This is a genomic window from Pseudomonas sp. LW8 (assembly GCF_041956865.1).
In the GTDB taxonomy this organism is placed as follows: Bacteria; Pseudomonadota; Gammaproteobacteria; order Pseudomonadales; family Pseudomonadaceae; genus Aquipseudomonas; species Aquipseudomonas siliginis.
Window position 1 is genome coordinate 2,944,579 of the sequence record NZ_CP168138.1, and the last position, 18,278, is coordinate 2,962,856.

Consider the following 18,278-nt stretch of genomic DNA (forward strand, 5'->3'; position numbering starts at 1 on the left):
CAAGAGCATCCGCAATGAAGGCATTTTTCATCGAGCGCTACGGCAAGCAGAACGGCCGGATTGGCGACCTGCCCGAACCGCTGGTTGGCGCTCACGACGTGCTGATCGAAGTGCGCGCCAGCAGCGTCAACCCGCTGGATCTGAAGATTCGCAGCGGCGAATTCAAGATGATCCTGCCCTATCAAATGCCTTTGATATTGGGCAACGATGTCGCCGGTGTGGTGCTCAGCACCGGTGCGGCGGTCAAGCGTTTCAAGCCGGGCGATGAGGTTTATGCGCGTGCGCCTGATAACAGGATTGGCACGTTTGCCGAACGCATCGCTGTCGATGAAACAGCGGTCGCGTTGAAACCCGCCAATCTCGCCATGACCGAGGCGGCTTGCATGCCGCTGGTGGCGTTGACGGCGTGGCAGGCATTGGTCGAAGTCGCCAACGTGCAAAAAGGCCAGAAGGTGCTGATTCACGCCGGCTCCGGTGGCGTTGGCACGGTCGCCATTCAACTGGCTAAACACCTCGGCGCTTTTGTTGCGACTACGACCAGCACGGCGAATGTCGCGTGGGTCAAAGCGCTGGGCGCCGATGTGGTGATTGATTACAAACAGCAGGATTTCGCTATTGAGCTGCGCGACTACGACGTGGTGCTCAACAGCCTCGGCGGCGATGTGCTGGAAAAATCGTTGAGGGTGTTGAAACCGGGCGGGCAACTGATTTCCCTGTCAGGGCCGCCGACTGCGCAGTTCGCTCAGGAGCAGGGTTTGTCGTGGCTGCTCGGGGTGGTGATGCGCCTGCTCAGCAGTGGTATTCGCCGTAAAGCACGCAAACACGGGGTGGGTTATTCGTTTCTGTTCATGCGTGCCGACGGCATCCAGTTGCAGAAAATCACTGCGTTGATTGAGGCCGGGGTGATCAAACCGGTGATCGATCGCACTTTTCCGTTCGATCAGATAGCTGACGCCTTGCACTACGTAGAAAAAGGCCGGGCCAAGGGCAAGGTTGCCATCGCGGCCAACCTCAAAAGCCCCTCACCCTAGCCCTCTCCCAGAGGGAGAGGGAACTGACCGAGCTGAATGCGCGAGTAACGCCGACCTGAAATACCGAGGCGAACACAGGTCTCAAAAAGCCCACAAATCGGCTCCCTCTCCCAGAGGGAGAGAGGACTGACCGAGCTGAATGCGCGAGTAACGCCGACCTGAAATACCGAGGCGAACACAGGTCTCAAAAAGCCCACAAATCGGCTCCCTCTCCCAGAGGGAGAGAGGACTGACCGAGTTGAATGCGCGAGTTACACCGACCTGAGATACCGAGGCGATCACAGGTCTCAAAAAGCCCACAAATCAGCTCCCTCTCCCAGAGGGAGAGAGGACTGACCGAGTTGAATGCGCGAGTTACACCGACCTGAGATACCGAGGCGAACACAGGTCTCAAAAAGCCCACAAATCAGCTCCCTCTCCTCGGGGAGAGGGCTGGGCGGGCGGCGTTCCGATGAGGGGTGAATCCAGCGCGGTGTCCAAGCATGTGCATTGCAATACCACGCTCAATCCGCCTTTCCTGCTGAAACCTCGAGAAACCCCTCTCAACTTGCGTTTTGCTCAACCTGCACCACGCTTGATTCACAGAAGTGCACGTTTTCATGGCAAAACTGCGGTTAACTGAATGGTTAGTTACCGCTATAATCCCGCGCTTCATTCAAACGGGACTTTCAATGTGAACCACAGTCAACGCGTCTCAGGCGTTTCAACGTTCATTCTGGTCGGCCTTGGCGTGATCATCGCCCTGCTCGGTCTGGCGCTCGCGGCCGGCGGTGTGAAGCTGGTCAGCCTGGGCGGTTCCTGGTACTTCCTGGTCGGCGGTCTGGCGATGACCGTTTCCGGCGTGCTGATCGCACTGAAGAAAACCGCAGGCGCCTGGTTGTTCGCCGCGTTTCTCGTGGCCACCGCGATCTGGGCCGTGGCTGACGCCGGGCTGGTGTTCTGGCCGGTGTTCTCGCGGCTGTTCATGTTCAGCGCCATCGGCATGGTCGTCGCGCTGGTCTACCCGCTGCTGGCGCGCGCCAATGGCCGGGCTGCCGGTCGTGGTGCGTATGCCGTGGCCGCTGTGCTGGCGGTCGGTGTGGCCGTTGCGGCGGGCAACATGTTTGTCGCTCACCCTACGGTTGCCGCCACTGGCACTGGCCCGGGCCTGACTCCGGTCGAGCCGGCCAAGGCGCAGAAAGACTGGGCGCACTACGGCAACACCGAAGGTGGCAGCCGCTTCGCCGCGCTCGACCAGATCAACCGCAACAACGTCGACAAGTTGAAAGTCGCGTGGACCTACCACACCGGGGACGTCGCCGAGAGCGATGGCAACGGCGCCGAAGACCAGCTCACCCCGCTGCAGGTCGGCAACAAAGTATTCATCTGCACCCCGCACAACAACCTGATCGCCCTCGATGCCGACACCGGTAAAGAGCTTTGGAAGAACGCGATCAACGCGCAATCGAAAGTCTGGCAGCGCTGCCGTGGCATGGCCTATTTCGACGCCACCGCGACCATCGCTCAGCCGAGCAACTCTTCGATCATCGAAGCCAAACCGGCGCCGGCTGCCAACTGCCAGCGTCGTCTGCTGACCAATACCATCGATGCTCGCCTGATCGCGGTCGACGCTGACACTGGCGAGTTCTGCCAGGGTTTCGGCAACAACGGCCAGGTCGATCTGAAGGCCGGTCTGGGTGATGTTCCGGACAGCTACTATCAGTTGTCGTCCGCGCCATTGATGGCTGGCACCACCGTAGTGGTTGGCGGTCGTGTTGCCGACAACGTGCAGAGCGACATGCCCGGCGGTGTGATTCGCGGTTTTGACGTGATCACCGGCGCCATGCGCTGGGCGTTCGACCCGGGCAACCCGCAGGATCGCAACGCGCCGGCCGACGGCAAAACCTACGTGCGCAGCACACCGAACAGCTGGGCACCGATGTCCTACGACGCGGCGACCAACACGGTGTTCCTGCCGATGGGCAGCTCGTCCACCGACATCTATGGTGTCGAGCGCAGCGAACTGGACCACAAGTACGGCGCCTCGATCCTCGCGCTGGACGCCAGCACCGGTGAAGAACGCTGGGTGTTCCAGACCGTGCACAACGATCTGTGGGACTTCGACCTGCCGATGCAGCCGAGCCTGATCGACTTCGACAAGGACGGCCAAAGCGTTCCGGCGCTGGTCATCGGTACCAAGGCCGGGCAAATCTATGTGCTCGACCGCGCCACCGGCAAGCCGCTGACCGAAGTCAAGGAAGTACCGGTGAAAGCCGCGAACATCCCCAACGAGCCGTACTCGCCAACTCAGCCGAAATCCGTGGGCATGCCGCAGATCGGCGCGCAGCACCTGACCGAATCGGACATGTGGGGCGCCACGCCGTACGACCAGTTGCTCTGCCGTATCGACTTCAAGAGCATGCGCTACGACGGCCTGTACACAGCGCCGGGTACCGACAAATCGCTGAGCTTCCCGGGTTCGCTGGGTGGCATGAACTGGGGCAGCATCTCCACTGACCCGGTGCACGGTTTCATCTTCGTCAACGACATGCGCCTGGGTCTGTGGATCCAGATGATCCCGTCGCAGAACAAAGGCCAGGCCGCTGGCGGTGGTGAAGCGCTGAACACCGGCATGGGCGCTGTTCCGCTCAAAGGCACGCCGTACGCGGTGAACAAGAACCGCTTCCTGTCGGTGGCCGGCATTCCGTGCCAGGCGCCGCCGTTCGGCACTTTGACCGCGATCGACATGAAGACCCAGAAAGTCGCGTGGCAAGTTCCGGTCGGCACCGTTGAAGACACTGGCCCTCTGGGCATTCGCATGCACTTGCCGATCAAGATCGGTCTCCCCACCCTCGGCGGCACCCTGTCGACCCAGGGCGGCCTGATCTTCATTGCCGGCACCCAGGACTTCTACCTGCGCGCCTTCAACAGCGGCAACGGCGAAGAAGTCTGGAAAGCCCGTCTGCCGGTCGGCAGTCAGGGCGGCCCGATGACGTACGTTTCGCCGAAGACCGGCAAGCAGTACATCGTCGTCACCGCTGGCGGCGCACGCCAGTCGACCGATCGTGGCGATTACGTGATGGCTTACGCCCTGCCGTAACTCATTGCCGCACAACCAACCTCCTCCAAGCGCGCGGTGCCCCAAAGCACCGCGTCGCCGTTTTATTGCGTTAAAGATTTCAGCAGGAAGGATTCACATGTCATCGGCTGTTCGCTTTTCTCGTACCAAGCTTTCCACTGGCCTGTTGCTGGGCCTGAGCTGCGCTACTGCCCTACCCGCGCTGGCCGCCAGCGATTCCGGTCTGCTGACCCGCAGCACCCTGACCGGTGACTGGGGCGGCTTGCGTCATCAACTCGATGAAGACGGCATCAAGTTCACTGGCGATTACAGCGGCGAAACCGCTTACAACGCCGACGGCGGCCTGCACCGTTCGGCGCGCTACTCGCAGAACATCAAGCTCGGCGTGCAGTTTGATCTGAGCAAACTCTACGGCGTCGACAACGCCGGCAAAGTGCAACTGACCATCAACGACCGGCGCGGCAACAGCGCGTCGGAAGATCTGGTCGGCAACCGCTTGCCGATTCAGGAAAACTACGGCGGCCTGTACACGCGCCTGACTGAACTGAGTTACGAGCGCAGCCTGTTCACCCCGGCGCTGAATGTGAAGCTCGGTTACATGGCCATGGGTAACGACCTCGGCGGCCTCGACAGCGGCATTCTGTGCAACTTCATGAACGCCGGTTTCTGCGGTCACCCGCTGAACATGTCCGGCGGCAGCGGCTGGACCAACTACCCCAACGCGCGTCTGGGCGTGCGGGTCAAATACGACCTGTCGCCGTCCTGGCAACTGCGTGTGGCGGCGTTCAACGTCGACCCCGAGAGCAACGGCAATTCCAGCCGCGCCTGGCATCTGGGGCCGAAGCACACCACCGGCACCGTCGTGCCGATCGAGTTGGTGTACAAGCACGCCGGCGAGCTACCGGGTGAATACAAGCTCGGCTATTACTACGACAGCTCTGACGTCAAACGCATTGGCAGCGACGATGAAGTCTCCGGTCGCGGTGGGCATTATCTGCTGATCGATCAGGCGGTTTGGCGCTCGTCGACTTCCGAGGGCCGCAGCCTGCATGCCTTCGGTCAATACTCGGCGGCCAGCGAAGCGGCCTCGCCGTTCAGCAAGTGGTACGGCACCGGCGTGGTTTTGTACAAACCGTTCGAAGGCCGCCCGCGAGACACCGTGGCCCTGGGCTATGGCCGCGCCGTGCCGAACCCGCGCAGCCGCGATTTGCAACAGGATGCCGCGCTGGCCAATGGTGCTGCGTTTCCGAACCTCGATAGCGCCGAGCAGTTGATCGAGTTGGGCTACGGCTACCAGGCCACCCCATGGCTGACGCTGCGCCCGAACCTGCAATACATCATCGAACCGGGCGCGTTTTCCGGGCAGGACATCGACAATGCGTTGGTGGTGGGTTTGCAGGTGAAGGCTGCGCTATAAGCCTTGTAATGGATGTCCTGGCGTCATCGCTGGCAAGCCAGCTCCCACAGGGTTTGACGGCGGACACAAGATCCCGGCAACACCCAAAACTCTTGTGGGAGCTGGCTTGCCAGCGATAGCGGTGGGTCAGGCAATACAGCTCCAACAAGGCTCGGAGTTGCACCTCCCCCACCTGTCGAAATTAATTCCAGCCCATCGGTGAATTATTTCGTGTCCGCATGTATCTGAGCCAGAAGAGCCGGCGCCATCATGGAGATGGCATCGCAGCGGTAATCTGGATCAGCGAGCGGGAACAGCGCAATGAAATCACGCAAGAACACCGTCAAACCGATCGGTTTGAAAGACATCACCATTGTCGACGACGCCAAGATGCGCAAGGCGATCACCGCCGCCGCACTGGGCAACGCCATGGAATGGTTCGACTTTGGCGTCTACGGCTTTGTCGCCTATGTGCTCGGCAAGGTCTTCTTCCCCGGCGCCGATCCCGGCGTGCAAATGATCGCCGCGCTGGCGACCTTCTCCGTGCCCTTCCTCATCCGTCCGCTTGGCGGTTTGTTCTTCGGTGCGCTCGGAGATAAATACGGACGGCAGAAAGTCCTCGCCGCGACCATCGTCATCATGTCCCTGAGCACTTTTGCCATCGGCCTGATTCCGTCCTATGCCTCGATCGGCATCTGGGCGCCGATCCTGCTGTTGCTGGCGAAAATGGCCCAAGGCTTCTCGGTCGGTGGCGAATACACCGGCGCCTCGATCTTCGTCGCTGAATACGCGCCGGACCGCAAACGCGGCTTCCTCGGCAGCTGGCTGGATTTCGGCTCGATCGCCGGTTTCGTCTTCGGTGCCGGCGTGGTGGTGCTGATTTCAACCATCCTCGGTGAACAGCGCTTCGAAGAATGGGGCTGGCGGATTCCGTTCTTCCTCGCCCTGCCGCTGGGCATGATCGGCCTGTATCTGCGTCACGCCTTGGAAGAGACCCCGGCATTCCAGCAGCACGTGGAAAAACTCGAACAAGGCGACCGCGAAGGCCTCGCCGGTGGCCCGAAAGTGTCGTTCAAGGAAGTCGCAACCAAACACTGGCGCAGCCTGATGACCTGCATCGGCGTAGTGGCGGCTACTAACGTCACCTATTACATGCTGCTCACCTACATGCCGAGTTACCTGACGCACAACCTGCACTACAGCGAAAACCACGGCGTGCTGATCATCATCGCGATCATGGTCGGCATGCTCTTCGTGCAGCCGCTGATCGGTTTCATCAGCGACAAGATCGGCCGCAAGCCCTTCATCGTCGTCGGCAGCATTGGCCTGTTCATCTTCGCCATTCCGGCATTCATGCTGATCAACAGCGGCAGCATCGGCCTGATCTTCTCCGGCCTGCTGATCCTTGCGGTGCTGCTCAATTTCTTTATCGGTGTGATGGCCTCGACCCTGCCGGCGATGTTCCCCACGCACATCCGCTACAGCGCGCTGGCCAGTGCCTTCAACGTTTCGGTGCTGATCGCCGGTTTGACCCCGACTGCCGTGGCCTGGCTGGTGGAAAGCACCAACGATCTGTACATGCCTGCGTATTACCTGATGGTCATCGCCGTGGTCGGTCTGGTCACTGGCGTGACCATGAAGGAAACCGCCAACAAGCCCCTGCGCGGCGCGGCCCCGGCGGCTTCCGACCTGGAAGAGGCCAAGGAGTTGTTGCAAGAACACCACGACAACATCGAGCAGAAAATCGAAGACATTGATGCCGAGATCGCCGAGTTGGAGGCCAAGCGCAAAGTGCTGGTCCAGCAGCATCCGCGCATCAATGAATGATCCGCTAGACGCAGAAAAAATCGGCGGGGCCGTCACCCCGCCGATTACTCGAAGCGCGGCTTGGTGTTAAATAGGCGCCAGTCTTGACCTTGTCGCTTAAAGCCGTGCCACGAGAACCGCTATGAATACCCCTGCCCCAAACAACCACGCTCAACAGGTGACCCCATGATCGAAGTCACCGAAGTCTCCATTGCCCAGCTGCGCGCCGCCCTTGAATCCGGCCAGACCACTGCCGTGGAGCTGGTGCAGGCCTATCTGGCACGCATCGATGCCTACGACGGCGCCGACACCCCGACGGCACTCAACGCCGTCGTCGTGCGCAACCCTGAAGCGCTGAACGAAGCCCGCGCCTCCGATGCCCGCCGCGCCAAAGGTGAAACCCTCGGCCCGCTCGATGGCATCCCCTACACCGCCAAAGACAGTTATCTGGTCAAGGGCCTGACCGCCGCTTCCGGCAGTCCGGCATTTGCCGATCTGGTCGCCCATCGCGACGCCTTCACCATCGAACGCCTGCGCGCTGCCGGGGCGATCTGCCTGGGCAAGACCAACATGCCGCCGATGGCCAATGGCGGCATGCAACGCGGCGTCTATGGCCGCGCCGAAAGCCCGTACAACGCCGCTTACCTCACCGCCCCGTTCGCCTCCGGCTCGTCCAACGGTGCCGGCACCGCCACCGCTGCGAGTTTCGCTGCGTTCGGCCTGGCCGAGGAAACCTGGTCGAGCGGCCGTGGCCCTGCGTCGAACAACGGCCTGTGCGCCTACACCCCGTCGCGCGGGGTGATTTCGGTGCGCGGCAACTGGCCGTTGACCCCGACCATGGACGTCGTCGTGCCGTTCGCGCGGACCATGGCCGACCTGCTCGAAGTGCTCGACGTGGTCGTCGCCGAAGACCCGGACACCCGTGGCGACCTCTGGCGCTTGCAACCGTGGGTGCCGATCCCGCGCGTCAGCGAAGTGCGCCCGGCTGCGTACAGTGAACTGGCCGCCGATGCCAAAGCCCTGGCCGGCAAACGCTTCGCCATCCCGCGCATGTACATCAACGCCGACCCCGACGCCGGCACCAGCGAAGCCCCCGGCATCGGCGGCCCGACCGGCCAGCGCATCAACACCCGCGCGTCCGTGATTGATTTGTGGAAGCAGGCGCGCCAAGCCCTTGAGGCCGCTGGCGCCGAAGTCGTCGAAACCGACTTTCCGCTAGTCTCCAACTGCGAAGGCGACCGCCCTGGCGCGCCAACCGTGTTCACCCGCGGGCTGGTGTCGAAAGAGTTTCTCCATCATGAATTGTGGGATCTGACTGCGTGGGCGTTCGACGACTTCCTGCAGGCCAACGGTGACCCGAAGCTTAATCGTCTGGTAGATGTCGACGGGCCGAAGATCTTCCCGCACGACCCCGGCACCCTGCCCAACCGCGAGGGCGATCTGGCCGCCGGCATGGACGAATACGTGCGCATGGCCGAGCGCGGCATCACGCCGTGGAATGAAATCCCTACCGTGCCCGATGGCTTGCGCGCTCTGGAGCGAACCCGACGCATCGACCTCGAAGACTGGATGGACCGCCTCGGTCTCGACGCCGTGCTGTTCCCCACCGTCGCCGACGTCGGCCCGGCGGACGCCGATGTCAATCCTGAGTCGGCCGACATCGCCTGGAGCAACGGCGTCTGGGTGGCCAACGGCAACCTCGCGATCCGCCACCTCGGCGTCCCGACCGTCACCGTGCCCATGGGTGTGATGGCCGACATCGGCATGCCCGTCGGCCTGACCTTCGCCGGTCGCGCGTACGACGACTCGAACCTGCTGCGCTTCGCCGCCGCTTTCGAATCCACCGGCAGCAAACGCCAGATCCCACCGCGCACACCGCCGCTGGCTTAATGCACTGTGTCAGCTCCCACAAACCCTGTGGGAGCTGGCTTGCCAGCGATGGCGGCCCGACAGACGCCACATTTCCACCTGACTACCCCGACTCAAACTGTGGGAGCGAGCCTGCTCGCGAATGCGGAGTGTCAGTTAACGAAAATGCTGACTGACACTCCGCATTCGCGAGCAGGCTCGCTCCCACAGGGTTTGGTGTGAAGGCTACGAACTCAGCACACCGGCCCAATCCTTTCCAAGCCAATCCGCCGATCATCAGCGCCATCCTGATTACCACCGGCCCTGACCATGATCAACCGCGCGCCCTCCCGCCTCACCCTGCTTGCCATGCTCTGCGGTCTGACCGGCACCGCCCATGCCAGCGGCTTTTTCGACGACGCCAAAAGCGATGTTCTGCTGCGCAACTTCTACCTCAGCAACGACTACCGCTCGCCCACGCCCTCCGGAAAAAACTACAAACAGGAATGGGCACAGGGCTTTATCGGCAACTTCTCATCCGGTTTCACCGAGGGCACAGTCGGTTTCGGCATCGACGCCCACGCTTTCGCCGGCCTGAAACTCGACGGCGGCAAGGGCCACTCCGGTACTGGTCTGCTGCCCGTCGACAGCGATGGTCGCAGTGAAAACAACTATTCCAGCGCTGGCGGTGCGTTCAAGCTCAAGGTCTCGCGCACCACTTTGGCCTTCGGCGAAATGACCGTGGAAACCCCGGTCTTCGACACCTCCGACAAACGCCTGCAACCGGAATACGCCACAGGCTTTTTGCTCAACAGCGCCGAGCTCGACAACGTCAATCTGGTCGCCGGGCACTTCACCGCGTTCAAGAATCAGGACAGCTCTTCCGGCCAAGGCGACTTCTACGGTTACGGCGCCAACACCGAAGCGGGTGGCATCAGCTTCGTCGGTGCCGATCTGTTCAGCTCAAGCCCGGTCGGCGGCGCACTCTACGCCTCAGAACTGAGCGACACCTGGCATCAGTATTACGGCAACCTGCATTTTAAACAGTCCGGCGTGCTGCTCGACGCCAACCTCTACCACACCCGCGACACCGGCCGCGCAGTGGCCGGCGAGATCGATAACACCGCCCTTAGCCTCTCCGGCAAATACAGCTTCGGCCCGCATGCGGTGATGCTCGGCTGGCAGCGGATCAATGGCGACACGCCGTTCGATTTCGTCGGCGGCGACTCGATCTACCTCGCCAACTCGATCAAATACGCCGACTTCAACGGCGCCAACGAACGCTCCTGGCAAGCCCGCTACGACCTCGACCTCGGCGCTTTCGGCATCCCCGGCCTGAACTTCATGACCCGCTACGTCAGCGGCAGCCACATCGACGGTACGCACGCGCCCAAGGGCGGCGCCTACAACCCGTTCGACGCCGACAGCGGCGACTATCAACCGCAACAAGGCAGCGGCGGCAAACACTGGGAACGCGATATCGACCTGAAGTATGTCGTGCAATCCGGCGCCGCGAAGGATCTGTCGGTGCAGCTATCGCACGTCACCCACCGCGCCAACGAGGCGCAGGCTGGCGATGATATTGACCGGATTTACGTGGTCGTTCAGTACCCGCTGGGTTTTTGAGGTAACACGATCAACCCGCCCACAGGTTCCTGCGTCGGCCACAAACCATGAGTTTGCTCCTTGAGATCAAAATCAAATGATTTCAGCGTACCGCAGCGCCTACAGTAGCTAGCCAAGTGCCATCACCTCGTTTATTCTGCGCCCCCGCATAAAAAGCCAAGCCAGGAAGGCATTGATTGACCTTCCTGTTTGTAGTCAATCAACGCAAGCAGATTCAGGGATGTACATGTTTCAGCTATTCAAACTCGGAGCGGCCGTCGTGCTCGCCGCGACGCTCAGCGGCTGCATTACCGAAAGCGCTTCCTGGGTCAGCGAACCCTTGCAACCCAAGGCAAGCGAGCCAGTCAGTTATCTCGTTGGCTCAATCGGGCCGCAATCACTCAAGCAATCAGCCGCTGACAACCAGCGAATCTTTTTCCGCAAACGCGGTTCCGAATACGGTGCGGCCGGCGTCTGGAAAATGGCCGGCGCTTACTCCACGCCGCAGGATGTTCAGGACGGTGTCGGCGCAGCGAGCGTATTCGTGCTTCCCCTGAAGCCGGGCGATTACGAGTTCTATGATTTCCAGTTCTTTTCCGCACGTTATCAACCTGGGCTAGGCACTGTTTTCACCTCGAGAGAGGCGCGGGAGAAATTCAACCTGCCGATGCGCCTGGAACCCGGCAAGGCCTATTACATCGGCGAGTTCCGTTCGTTCTGCCTGACCGCCGGTTTCTGCGCGTTCCGCTGGAGTGATCAGAACGCCCGCGATGCGCTGATTGCGCAACGTCTGGCGCCAGGATTGCCAACGCTGCAACCGCTGAAACTCGACCTGAACAGTGCTCAGCCCTACATCTTCACCGGCCCCATTCCGGGTATTGCCGTGGACGCCAAACCATGAAAAAAATCATCGCCCTCACTGCCGCCGCTCTGTTGACCGGTTGCGCGGCGACCAACACCTTGCCCGAGCGCACGCTTACGGACGGTCAGGATTATCTGCAGCCGATTCACGTTATGGTCGATGACCCGGAAAACGGCTCCAGCCTGCGCAACCACCTGCGTCAAACCGGTGTGTTCCGCACCATCGAAACCGGCAGCGGTAAAGCTGACGAGTACAACGTGCAGGTCAAACTTAATGTGGAACGTCACCTGCCGCCGTTTCCGGTGATTCTGCTGAGCACCGCGACGTTGTTCTTGCTGCCGCTGTCGAACGAATTCGACACGCAAACCGAATTCACCGTGTTCCAGGGTGACAAGCGACTGAAGCAATACACCTATCGCAACATCACTCAAAAATATACGTGGCTACTGGATCAGGGCGGCGAGATGCGCGAACAGAACCTCGGCCGCATCGCCCGCGCCTTCGCGCAGGATGTGCAGCAGGACCGGCTGATCCCGGCAGTCACGCAATGAACCGCGCGATGATAAAAGTCGCCGGCCTGCTCTGTGCCTCACTGATGCTGGGCGGCTGCGCCAACACCTTGCAACCGCTCGATTACCATGCCGATCAGGCCTACGTGCCGGTCACGCTCGGAATGGGGCCGGCGTATACGCGCATCGACGAGCAGCATCAGCGCGAAACCGTCAGCGTCCTGAAAAAGACCGGCGCGTTCTCGATGCTCGACGGCGGTTACACCCGCAACGGCTACAGCCTGTTGATCACCGAACCCAGCGACGGCAAGGTCAATTGGCTGGCGCTGGTCAACGTTTTCACCCTGTTCACCTTCCCGATGCCCTACCACTACCAGGACAACCTGCGCGGCTCGGTCTTAAAGGATGGCCAACTGCTCAAAACCTACAACTACTCCCGCGAAGGCTGGAGCGTGATGACGTGGTATGTGCCGATTCCCGGGGTCGAGAACAAACGGCAGATGCTCGACCAGTTGTTGGTGGAAATGGACCGGGACAAGGTGATTCCGTATCAGCCGTGAGGTTGGGTGATGGGGGCTGGTGCGGTGAACTGCGGCGCAATGAATTGCAATGTGTGAGCGAGCCTGCTCGCGAAGAGGCCATCAGGTTCGGCGCAATTCTTTGATTTAAACGAAGCTGTTTAAAAGACACCTGCGGATACGGTCTCAAGGCTACAAATCCTTGCGCCGTTGCCTACAGCTACGCCAGAATCCGCCGGCTTGTGCGCCTTGGGGGCGGGTTCTATTGTGGTGCGGTCGCTGACGAATCAGCGATCGGGTTTAGCGATCCGACTCATTACAGACGCACCAATGCCCAGTCTCAATTGCATTTTTCGATCTGCACTTGATGTCATGGTGGCTGTGCGTGGGAGACCTTCGGGTCTACCCGGGGTTTCTGTGACCCGGATCGCTAACCTGCGTACAGCCGCCACCTTTACTTGTTTAGCGATGAGCCGTGGCGGCTAAATCAACCACGGAGTCTCACCATGATCAAACCAACACCCAACCCACCCGAAACCGATCCCACCTCCCCCTACGAATCCCTCGACTCCAAAAAACTCCACGAAGCCGCCGATCGCGCCCTCGACCACTACCTCTGCCCACCCGGCTCCACCCCGCCACCCTTCAGCCCCCGCGCCATGTACGCCGTCACCGCCGACACCAAAAACGAAGACCTGCTGGCCAATGCCTGCGAAACCCTCGCCTCCGCCAAAACCATCGCCCAGGAATTCGCCGGACTGGTCAAGCCATCGCAGCGCCGGACGCTGATGGGGATTGCGCAACTGATCATGCTCGGGGAACTGGCGGTGAATCGGGTGCTGGATAATCTGGAATTGCCGGGGTAATGCGGGCCGGCTGAGTTATGCGATGCCCGTGCCGGCCTCTTCGCGAGCAGGCTCGCTCCCACATTGATCCTGGTCGGACGCAAACTTTGCGACCACTGAAGGAACCTGTGGTAGCGAGCCTGCAAGCGATCACAAAGGGGAAGGATTATTTTAACCCGATGGATGTGCTCGGGCAGCAGATTCGGTTGCGGGTCTGAAAATGCAGCCTGCGGCAGTTCGAGTGATATACGCATGAGCTGCCGAAGGCTGTGATTCGTTCTTGTAACGGCTAGGCTCATACTCGTTAGCGCACCATTAGTATGATAATTTGCGCAAAGTTCGCCATCCGCAAAGGGCCCGATCATGGCTACCGTACGCAAAACCATAACCGTGACTGACCAGCAAGACCATTGGATCAAAGCTCAAATAGAAGCGGGACATTACACCAACGACAGCGAATATATCCGCGATTTGATCCGTCGAGAGCAAGAGCGAAACGCTGAACTGGAAACCGTCCGCGCAGCCCTTCGAGAAGGAGAATCCAGTGGTGCCCCCCGGCCATTCGATGCTGATGCTTTCAAAAAGAGAATGTTGAGAGCACATGGCTGAATACCGACTTCCCCCGCCGCCGAAGTGGATCTTGAGGCTATCTGGGCCTATACAGCTCAACAATGGGGTTTGGATCAGGCCAATCGCTACATCGACATCCTGACTGCGTCTTTCGAGCAGTTGGCTGATCGTCCCAAAACAGCACCCGCATGCGACGCGATCCGCCCCGGTTACCGACGCTGCAGCGTGGAGAGTCACGTGATTTATTTTCGAATCACCGCCTATGGGATCGCGATAATCAGAATTTTGCATGACCGGATGGAAGCGCAGCGTAATCTCTAACCTTCTCGTATCACCGAAAATCAAAAGATCGCAGCCTTCGGCAGCTCCTACAAATCGATGTAAGAGCTGCCGAAGGCTGCGATCTTTGCTTTTGAGAAACTGGCGGAAGACAGCCGGAGTCGAACCTGCCCGGGAACGGATGCCGTCCCCAACCGGGTTTGAAGCCCGGCCGCGCCACCGGGCGCGATTGTCTTCCTGAACTCAGGGTGCGCAGGCGTCAGCCAGCGCGTTGTCTGGGCGGATCTGGCGGGATTCGCCGAGCCGGCGGGTCAGGCCGAGCCGGTCGAAATATTCCAGATACTGAATACAGCGTTTGCGTCCCAAGCCTAGCGCATCGCGGAAGGTTGTCACTTGAATCGACGGATTTTCTTCGGCGAGTTTCAGCAGCAGCGCCGCCATTTGCCGCAGGACGATGTCGCTGATAAACAGGTCGCGCACCACCTGGTGCATGAGGCCCAAGCGTGCGAGTTTGCGCAGCAGCAGGCGGACGCTGGCATCGTCTTCGCCGAGCATTTTCGCCGCGTCGCGTACCCACGGCGGGTCGAAGCCGGCCTGTTCGAACAACGGCTGTAATTGCCGCCAGAGGATTTCGTCGTCGGCATTCAGGCGCACCTGATGGTCGGGCAGGTGCAGCCAGGGGCCGCTGGCGAGGATCGAGCCGGCGTTGAGCAGTTCGTCGAGCAGGCTGATGAACGTCGAGCGTTCCAGTGCCAGCGCGCTGAAGCGGCGCAGGCGATCACGGTCCGGCCCCATCTGGTCGGGTTCCTGTTCGTGGAATCGCGCCAGTTGTTCGAGCAAAGTGAATTTCAACTGGCCCCAGCGCTGCACGTTGAACAGCAGCGGGCCTTGGCGGGTGTCGATCAGGCGGATGTTTTCTGCCAGCGTCCACTGCGCGCGCGGGCGGTTGAATTGGCGTTCGAGGCGTTGCGGGTCGATGCCGCCGGGGCTGTGGTTGAGCAGTGACGGCAGGGCCTGTTCGAGGCTGACGCTAAGGGCAAGGGTTTGCAGTTGCGCGAGGCGTTCAAGGCTGCGGCGTTGGCGCGCCGGGGCGAATGGGTCGAGCACAACACCGCCGCCCAATGTGCCCTGGGCGCTGGCGTCGCGCAGGATCAATCGATCGCCTTTCACTGCGTGCACCGGCGCGTTGATCAGCAGTTGCGCGAACATGCGCTCGCCGGGGCTCAGGCGCGGGCCTTGCAGCAAGGCGACGCGGGCGATGACATCTTGGGTGCCGAGGTGCAGATGCACCGGGTGGAAGTGTTCGAAGGTGCGCTCGCCCGGCAACAGATGAAAGTCGATGTCGATGCGCTGGGTCGGGGCATGCAGCCAGTCCGCCAGCAGCCATTGGCCACGGTGGATCTGCGTCAGTTCCAGACGTTCGCCGCTGAGGTTCAGCGCCACGCGCTGGCCGGCGAAGGCCTGTTCGGCGGCCTGGTTTTGCGCGTGCAGGCCACGGATGCGCACCGATTTGCCGGCAGGCGCCAGAACCAGTTTGTCGCCCACTGCAACCGTGCCCGATAGCGCCGTGCCCGTGACCACAATCCCCGCACCCGCGACGCTGAACGCCCGATCAATCGCCAAACGAAAGCCGCCGTCGCAACCGCGCGCCTGCACCTCGCTCCGCACCTGCAACAACGCCGCGCGCAATCCATCGACGCCCTGCCCGCTCACACTCGACACGGTAAAAATCGGCGCATCAGCAAATGGTCCGGGCGCGAGCAGGTCCAGGACCTGGCGCTGCACCTCTTCCACCCTGCCCGCTCCCGCCCGGTCGCATTTAGTGATCGCCACCAGCGCGCGCGGGATGCCGAGTAGTTCGACGATCGCCAGATGTTCGCAAGTCTGCGGCATCACGCCGTCGTCGGCCGCGACCACCAGCAACACCAGATCGATGCCCTGCGCACCAGCGAGCATGTTGTGGGTGAATTTTTCGTGGCCGGGCACGTCGATGAAGCCGGTCAGCCCGGAGCCCGCTGCGAGTTCGGCGTAGAGATAACCGAGATCGATGGTCATGCCGCGTTCGCGCTCCTGCGGGCGGCGGTCGCCGGTTTGCCCGGTCAGCGCCTGCAACAGCGAAGTCTTGCCGTGGTCGATGTGCCCCGCCGTGCCGACGATCACGGATCGACCTGCAATTGCGGCAACTGCGCCAGCCACGCTGGCTCAGCGTCGAGCTGGCGTAGATCCAGCCACAGCGCATCGTCGCCGATTCGCCCGAGCACCGGGATCGGCAAACCGCGCAACGCTGCTTCGAGATTGAGCAGATAACGCCCGCGCCAGCGCTTGGACACTTGCGGGCGGCAACACAGCGCTGCACTCGGCAAGCGCGCCACCGGTTGGCTGCCGCTGCCGATCATGCCCAACGCCTCGACTGCACTGACCTGCCAGACCTCGCCCAACACATCGGCGAGCAACGGTTGCAAACGCAGAGCCTGAGCATGAATGTCGGCCTGGGGCCGGGTCAGCAGACGCAGGCTCGGCAGACGCTCGGCGAGGCGATCCGGATCGCGGTACAGACCGAGCACCGCTTCCAGCGCGGCCAAGGTCAATTTATCGACCCGCAGTGCGCGCTTCAGTGGATTCTTCTTGATCTTCGCGATCAGTTCTTTGCGCCCGACGATCAACCCGGCCTGCGGCCCGCCGAGCAATTTGTCGCCGCTGAAAGTGACGATGTCGGCGCCATCGAGCAGCGCCTGCCGCACGGTCGGTTCCGCCGGCAGCCCCCAGCGCGTCAGGTCGAGCAGACTGCCGCTGCCCAGATCTTCCAGCAACGGCAAGCCATGGGCGTGCGCCAGTTCAGCCAACTCGGCGGTCGCCACTCGCGCGGTGAAGCCTTCGATGCTGTAATTGCTGGCATGTACGCGCATGATCAAACCGCTGCGCGGACCGATTGCCGCTTGGTAATCCCGGGCATGGGTGCGGTTGGTGGTGCCGACTTCGTGCAGGCGCACGCCGGCCCGGGCCATGATGTCGGGGATGCGGAAAGCGCCGCCGATTTCGATCAGCTCGCCACGGGAAATGATGCCTTCCTTGCGCGCGCCGAGGCTGTTGAGGGTCAGCAGCACGGCGGCGGCATTGTTGTTGACCACGGTGACGGCTTCGGCGCCGGTCAGTTCGCGGATCAGGCCTTCGATCAGGTCGTCACGATCACCGCGCTTGCCGCTCGCCAGATCGAACTCGAGATTGAGCGGATAGCGTGCGGCCATTTGCACCGCTTCGATGGCTTCTTCGGGCAGCAAGGCGCGGCCGAGATTGGTGTGCAGCACCGTGCCGGTCAGGTTGAACACCCGGCGCACCTGACTGCGCTGCTGTTGCGCCAAGCGTTCACCGACGCGGCCGGCGAGCACTTCGGGGCCGATTTCCACGGCCGCCAATTGCCCGCTCAACACGTCAGGCCTTAGCTCATCGAGCAACTGACGCAGGCCAGTCAGCAACGAATCCCGGCCGTAACGTTCGGCCAACGGCGCGCACGCCGGATGACGCAACAACCCATCAATGGACGGCAACCGCAGGGCAACGCTTGAAGACATCAGCCACTCCTGATTTGACCGAAACAGGCCCTTTTGGGAGCAAGCTTGCTCCCAAAAGGGTTTCAGAAGTGTAGACGCACTGCCGGAGCTAGCCTGCTCGCGAATGCGGTGTGTCAGTTGGTGTGGATGTGGCTGACCTGACGCCTTCGCGAGCAGGCTCGCTCCCACAGAGAAATTCGGGGCTGACCGGGCTTTGTGATTCGGCACATAGACTTGTGGGAGCTGGCTTGCCAGCGATTGCGGTGGGTCAGTCAAAGAAGGCGGTGGATGTGCCGACCAATCGCTGGCAAGCCAGCTCCCACAGGGATTCGGGGTGGAATGAACATTGTTGGTCACCACAAAAACCTGTGGGAGCGAACCTGCTCGCGAAAGCGGTGTGTCA

At 61.4% G+C, this 18,278-nt stretch carries 13 protein-coding genes, 1 tRNA gene and 1 pseudogene; 12 read left to right on the top strand and 3 right to left on the bottom strand.

All coding sequences use genetic code 11. From position 1 onward, the window contains the following. Window positions 1-14 precede the first annotated feature (14 nt). From AB9L16_RS13425 to AB9L16_RS13480, 12 genes and pseudogenes are all read left to right on the top strand, one after another. Window positions 15-1,031 (top strand): NADP-dependent oxidoreductase, encoded by a 1,017-nt coding sequence (locus AB9L16_RS13425; protein ID WP_252867652.1) that lies wholly within the window; start codon window positions 15-17, stop codon window positions 1,029-1,031. Between the two features lie 673 nt (window positions 1,032-1,704). Beyond that, on the top strand, window positions 1,705-4,110 hold the full coding sequence (locus tag AB9L16_RS13430) for a glucose/quinate/shikimate family membrane-bound PQQ-dependent dehydrogenase (RefSeq protein ID WP_041480307.1): 2,406 nt from the start codon (window positions 1,705-1,707) through the stop codon (window positions 4,108-4,110). Window positions 4,111-4,207: 97 nt separating this feature from the next. Next, window positions 4,208-5,506 carry a carbohydrate porin gene (locus AB9L16_RS13435; RefSeq protein WP_375123746.1) on the top strand — a complete coding sequence of 433 codons (1,299 nt, stop codon included), beginning with the start codon at window positions 4,208-4,210 and terminating at the stop codon, window positions 5,504-5,506. A 300-nt stretch (window positions 5,507-5,806) separates the two neighbouring features. Further along, on the top strand, window positions 5,807-7,312 hold the full coding sequence (gene proP, locus AB9L16_RS13440) for a glycine betaine/L-proline transporter ProP (protein WP_263471027.1): 1,506 nt from the start codon (window positions 5,807-5,809) through the stop codon (window positions 7,310-7,312). Window positions 7,313-7,477: 165 nt separating this feature from the next. Next, window positions 7,478-9,181, top strand: a complete 1,704-nt coding sequence (locus AB9L16_RS13445) for an amidase (protein WP_375122213.1) — start codon at window positions 7,478-7,480, stop codon at window positions 9,179-9,181. A 288-nt stretch (window positions 9,182-9,469) separates the two neighbouring features. After that, window positions 9,470-10,765 (top strand): OprD family porin, encoded by a 1,296-nt coding sequence (locus AB9L16_RS13450; RefSeq protein ID WP_375122214.1) that lies wholly within the window; start codon window positions 9,470-9,472, stop codon window positions 10,763-10,765. A 226-nt stretch (window positions 10,766-10,991) separates the two neighbouring features. After that, the gene (locus tag AB9L16_RS13455) at window positions 10,992-11,645 is read left to right on the top strand and encodes a hypothetical protein (protein ID WP_056786867.1); all 654 of its coding nucleotides are present in this window, start codon (window positions 10,992-10,994) and stop codon (window positions 11,643-11,645) included. Further along, window positions 11,642-12,157 carry a hypothetical protein gene (locus tag AB9L16_RS13460; RefSeq protein WP_375122215.1) on the top strand — a complete coding sequence of 172 codons (516 nt, stop codon included), beginning with the start codon at window positions 11,642-11,644 and terminating at the stop codon, window positions 12,155-12,157. The genes AB9L16_RS13455 and AB9L16_RS13460 overlap by 4 nt, the downstream gene beginning before the upstream one ends. A gap of 8 nt (window positions 12,158-12,165) precedes the next feature. Beyond that, on the top strand, window positions 12,166-12,675 hold the full coding sequence (locus AB9L16_RS13465) for a hypothetical protein (protein ID WP_375122216.1): 510 nt from the start codon (window positions 12,166-12,168) through the stop codon (window positions 12,673-12,675). Window positions 12,676-13,139: 464 nt separating this feature from the next. Further along, window positions 13,140-13,499: a DUF6124 family protein gene (locus AB9L16_RS13470; RefSeq protein WP_150635198.1), complete on the top strand. Its 360-nt coding sequence runs from the start codon at window positions 13,140-13,142 to the stop codon at window positions 13,497-13,499. 342 nt (window positions 13,500-13,841) lie between these two features. Continuing rightward, window positions 13,842-14,087, top strand: coding sequence for a type II toxin-antitoxin system ParD family antitoxin (locus AB9L16_RS13475; protein ID WP_016770738.1), 246 nt, complete (start codon window positions 13,842-13,844; stop codon window positions 14,085-14,087). After that, window positions 14,080-14,369 (top strand): annotated as a pseudogene (locus AB9L16_RS13480) (type II toxin-antitoxin system RelE/ParE family toxin). Before AB9L16_RS13475 ends, AB9L16_RS13480 begins: the two are co-directional and overlap by 8 nt. A 100-nt stretch (window positions 14,370-14,469) precedes the next feature. Here AB9L16_RS13480 and AB9L16_RS13485 read toward each other — a convergent pair. From AB9L16_RS13485 to selA, 3 genes are all read right to left on the bottom strand, one after another. Next, window positions 14,470-14,565 (bottom strand) — tRNA-Sec (locus AB9L16_RS13485). Window positions 14,566-14,570: 5 nt separating this feature from the next. Beyond that, window positions 14,571-16,487, bottom strand: coding sequence for a selenocysteine-specific translation elongation factor (gene selB / locus AB9L16_RS13490; RefSeq protein WP_375122217.1), 1,917 nt, complete (start codon window positions 16,485-16,487; stop codon window positions 14,571-14,573). After that, window positions 16,484-17,896 carry an L-seryl-tRNA(Sec) selenium transferase gene (gene selA, locus AB9L16_RS13495; protein WP_375122218.1) on the bottom strand — a complete coding sequence of 471 codons (1,413 nt, stop codon included), beginning with the start codon at window positions 17,894-17,896 and terminating at the stop codon, window positions 16,484-16,486. Before selA ends, selB begins: the two co-directional genes overlap by 4 nt. Window positions 17,897-18,278: the final 382 nt, after the last annotated feature.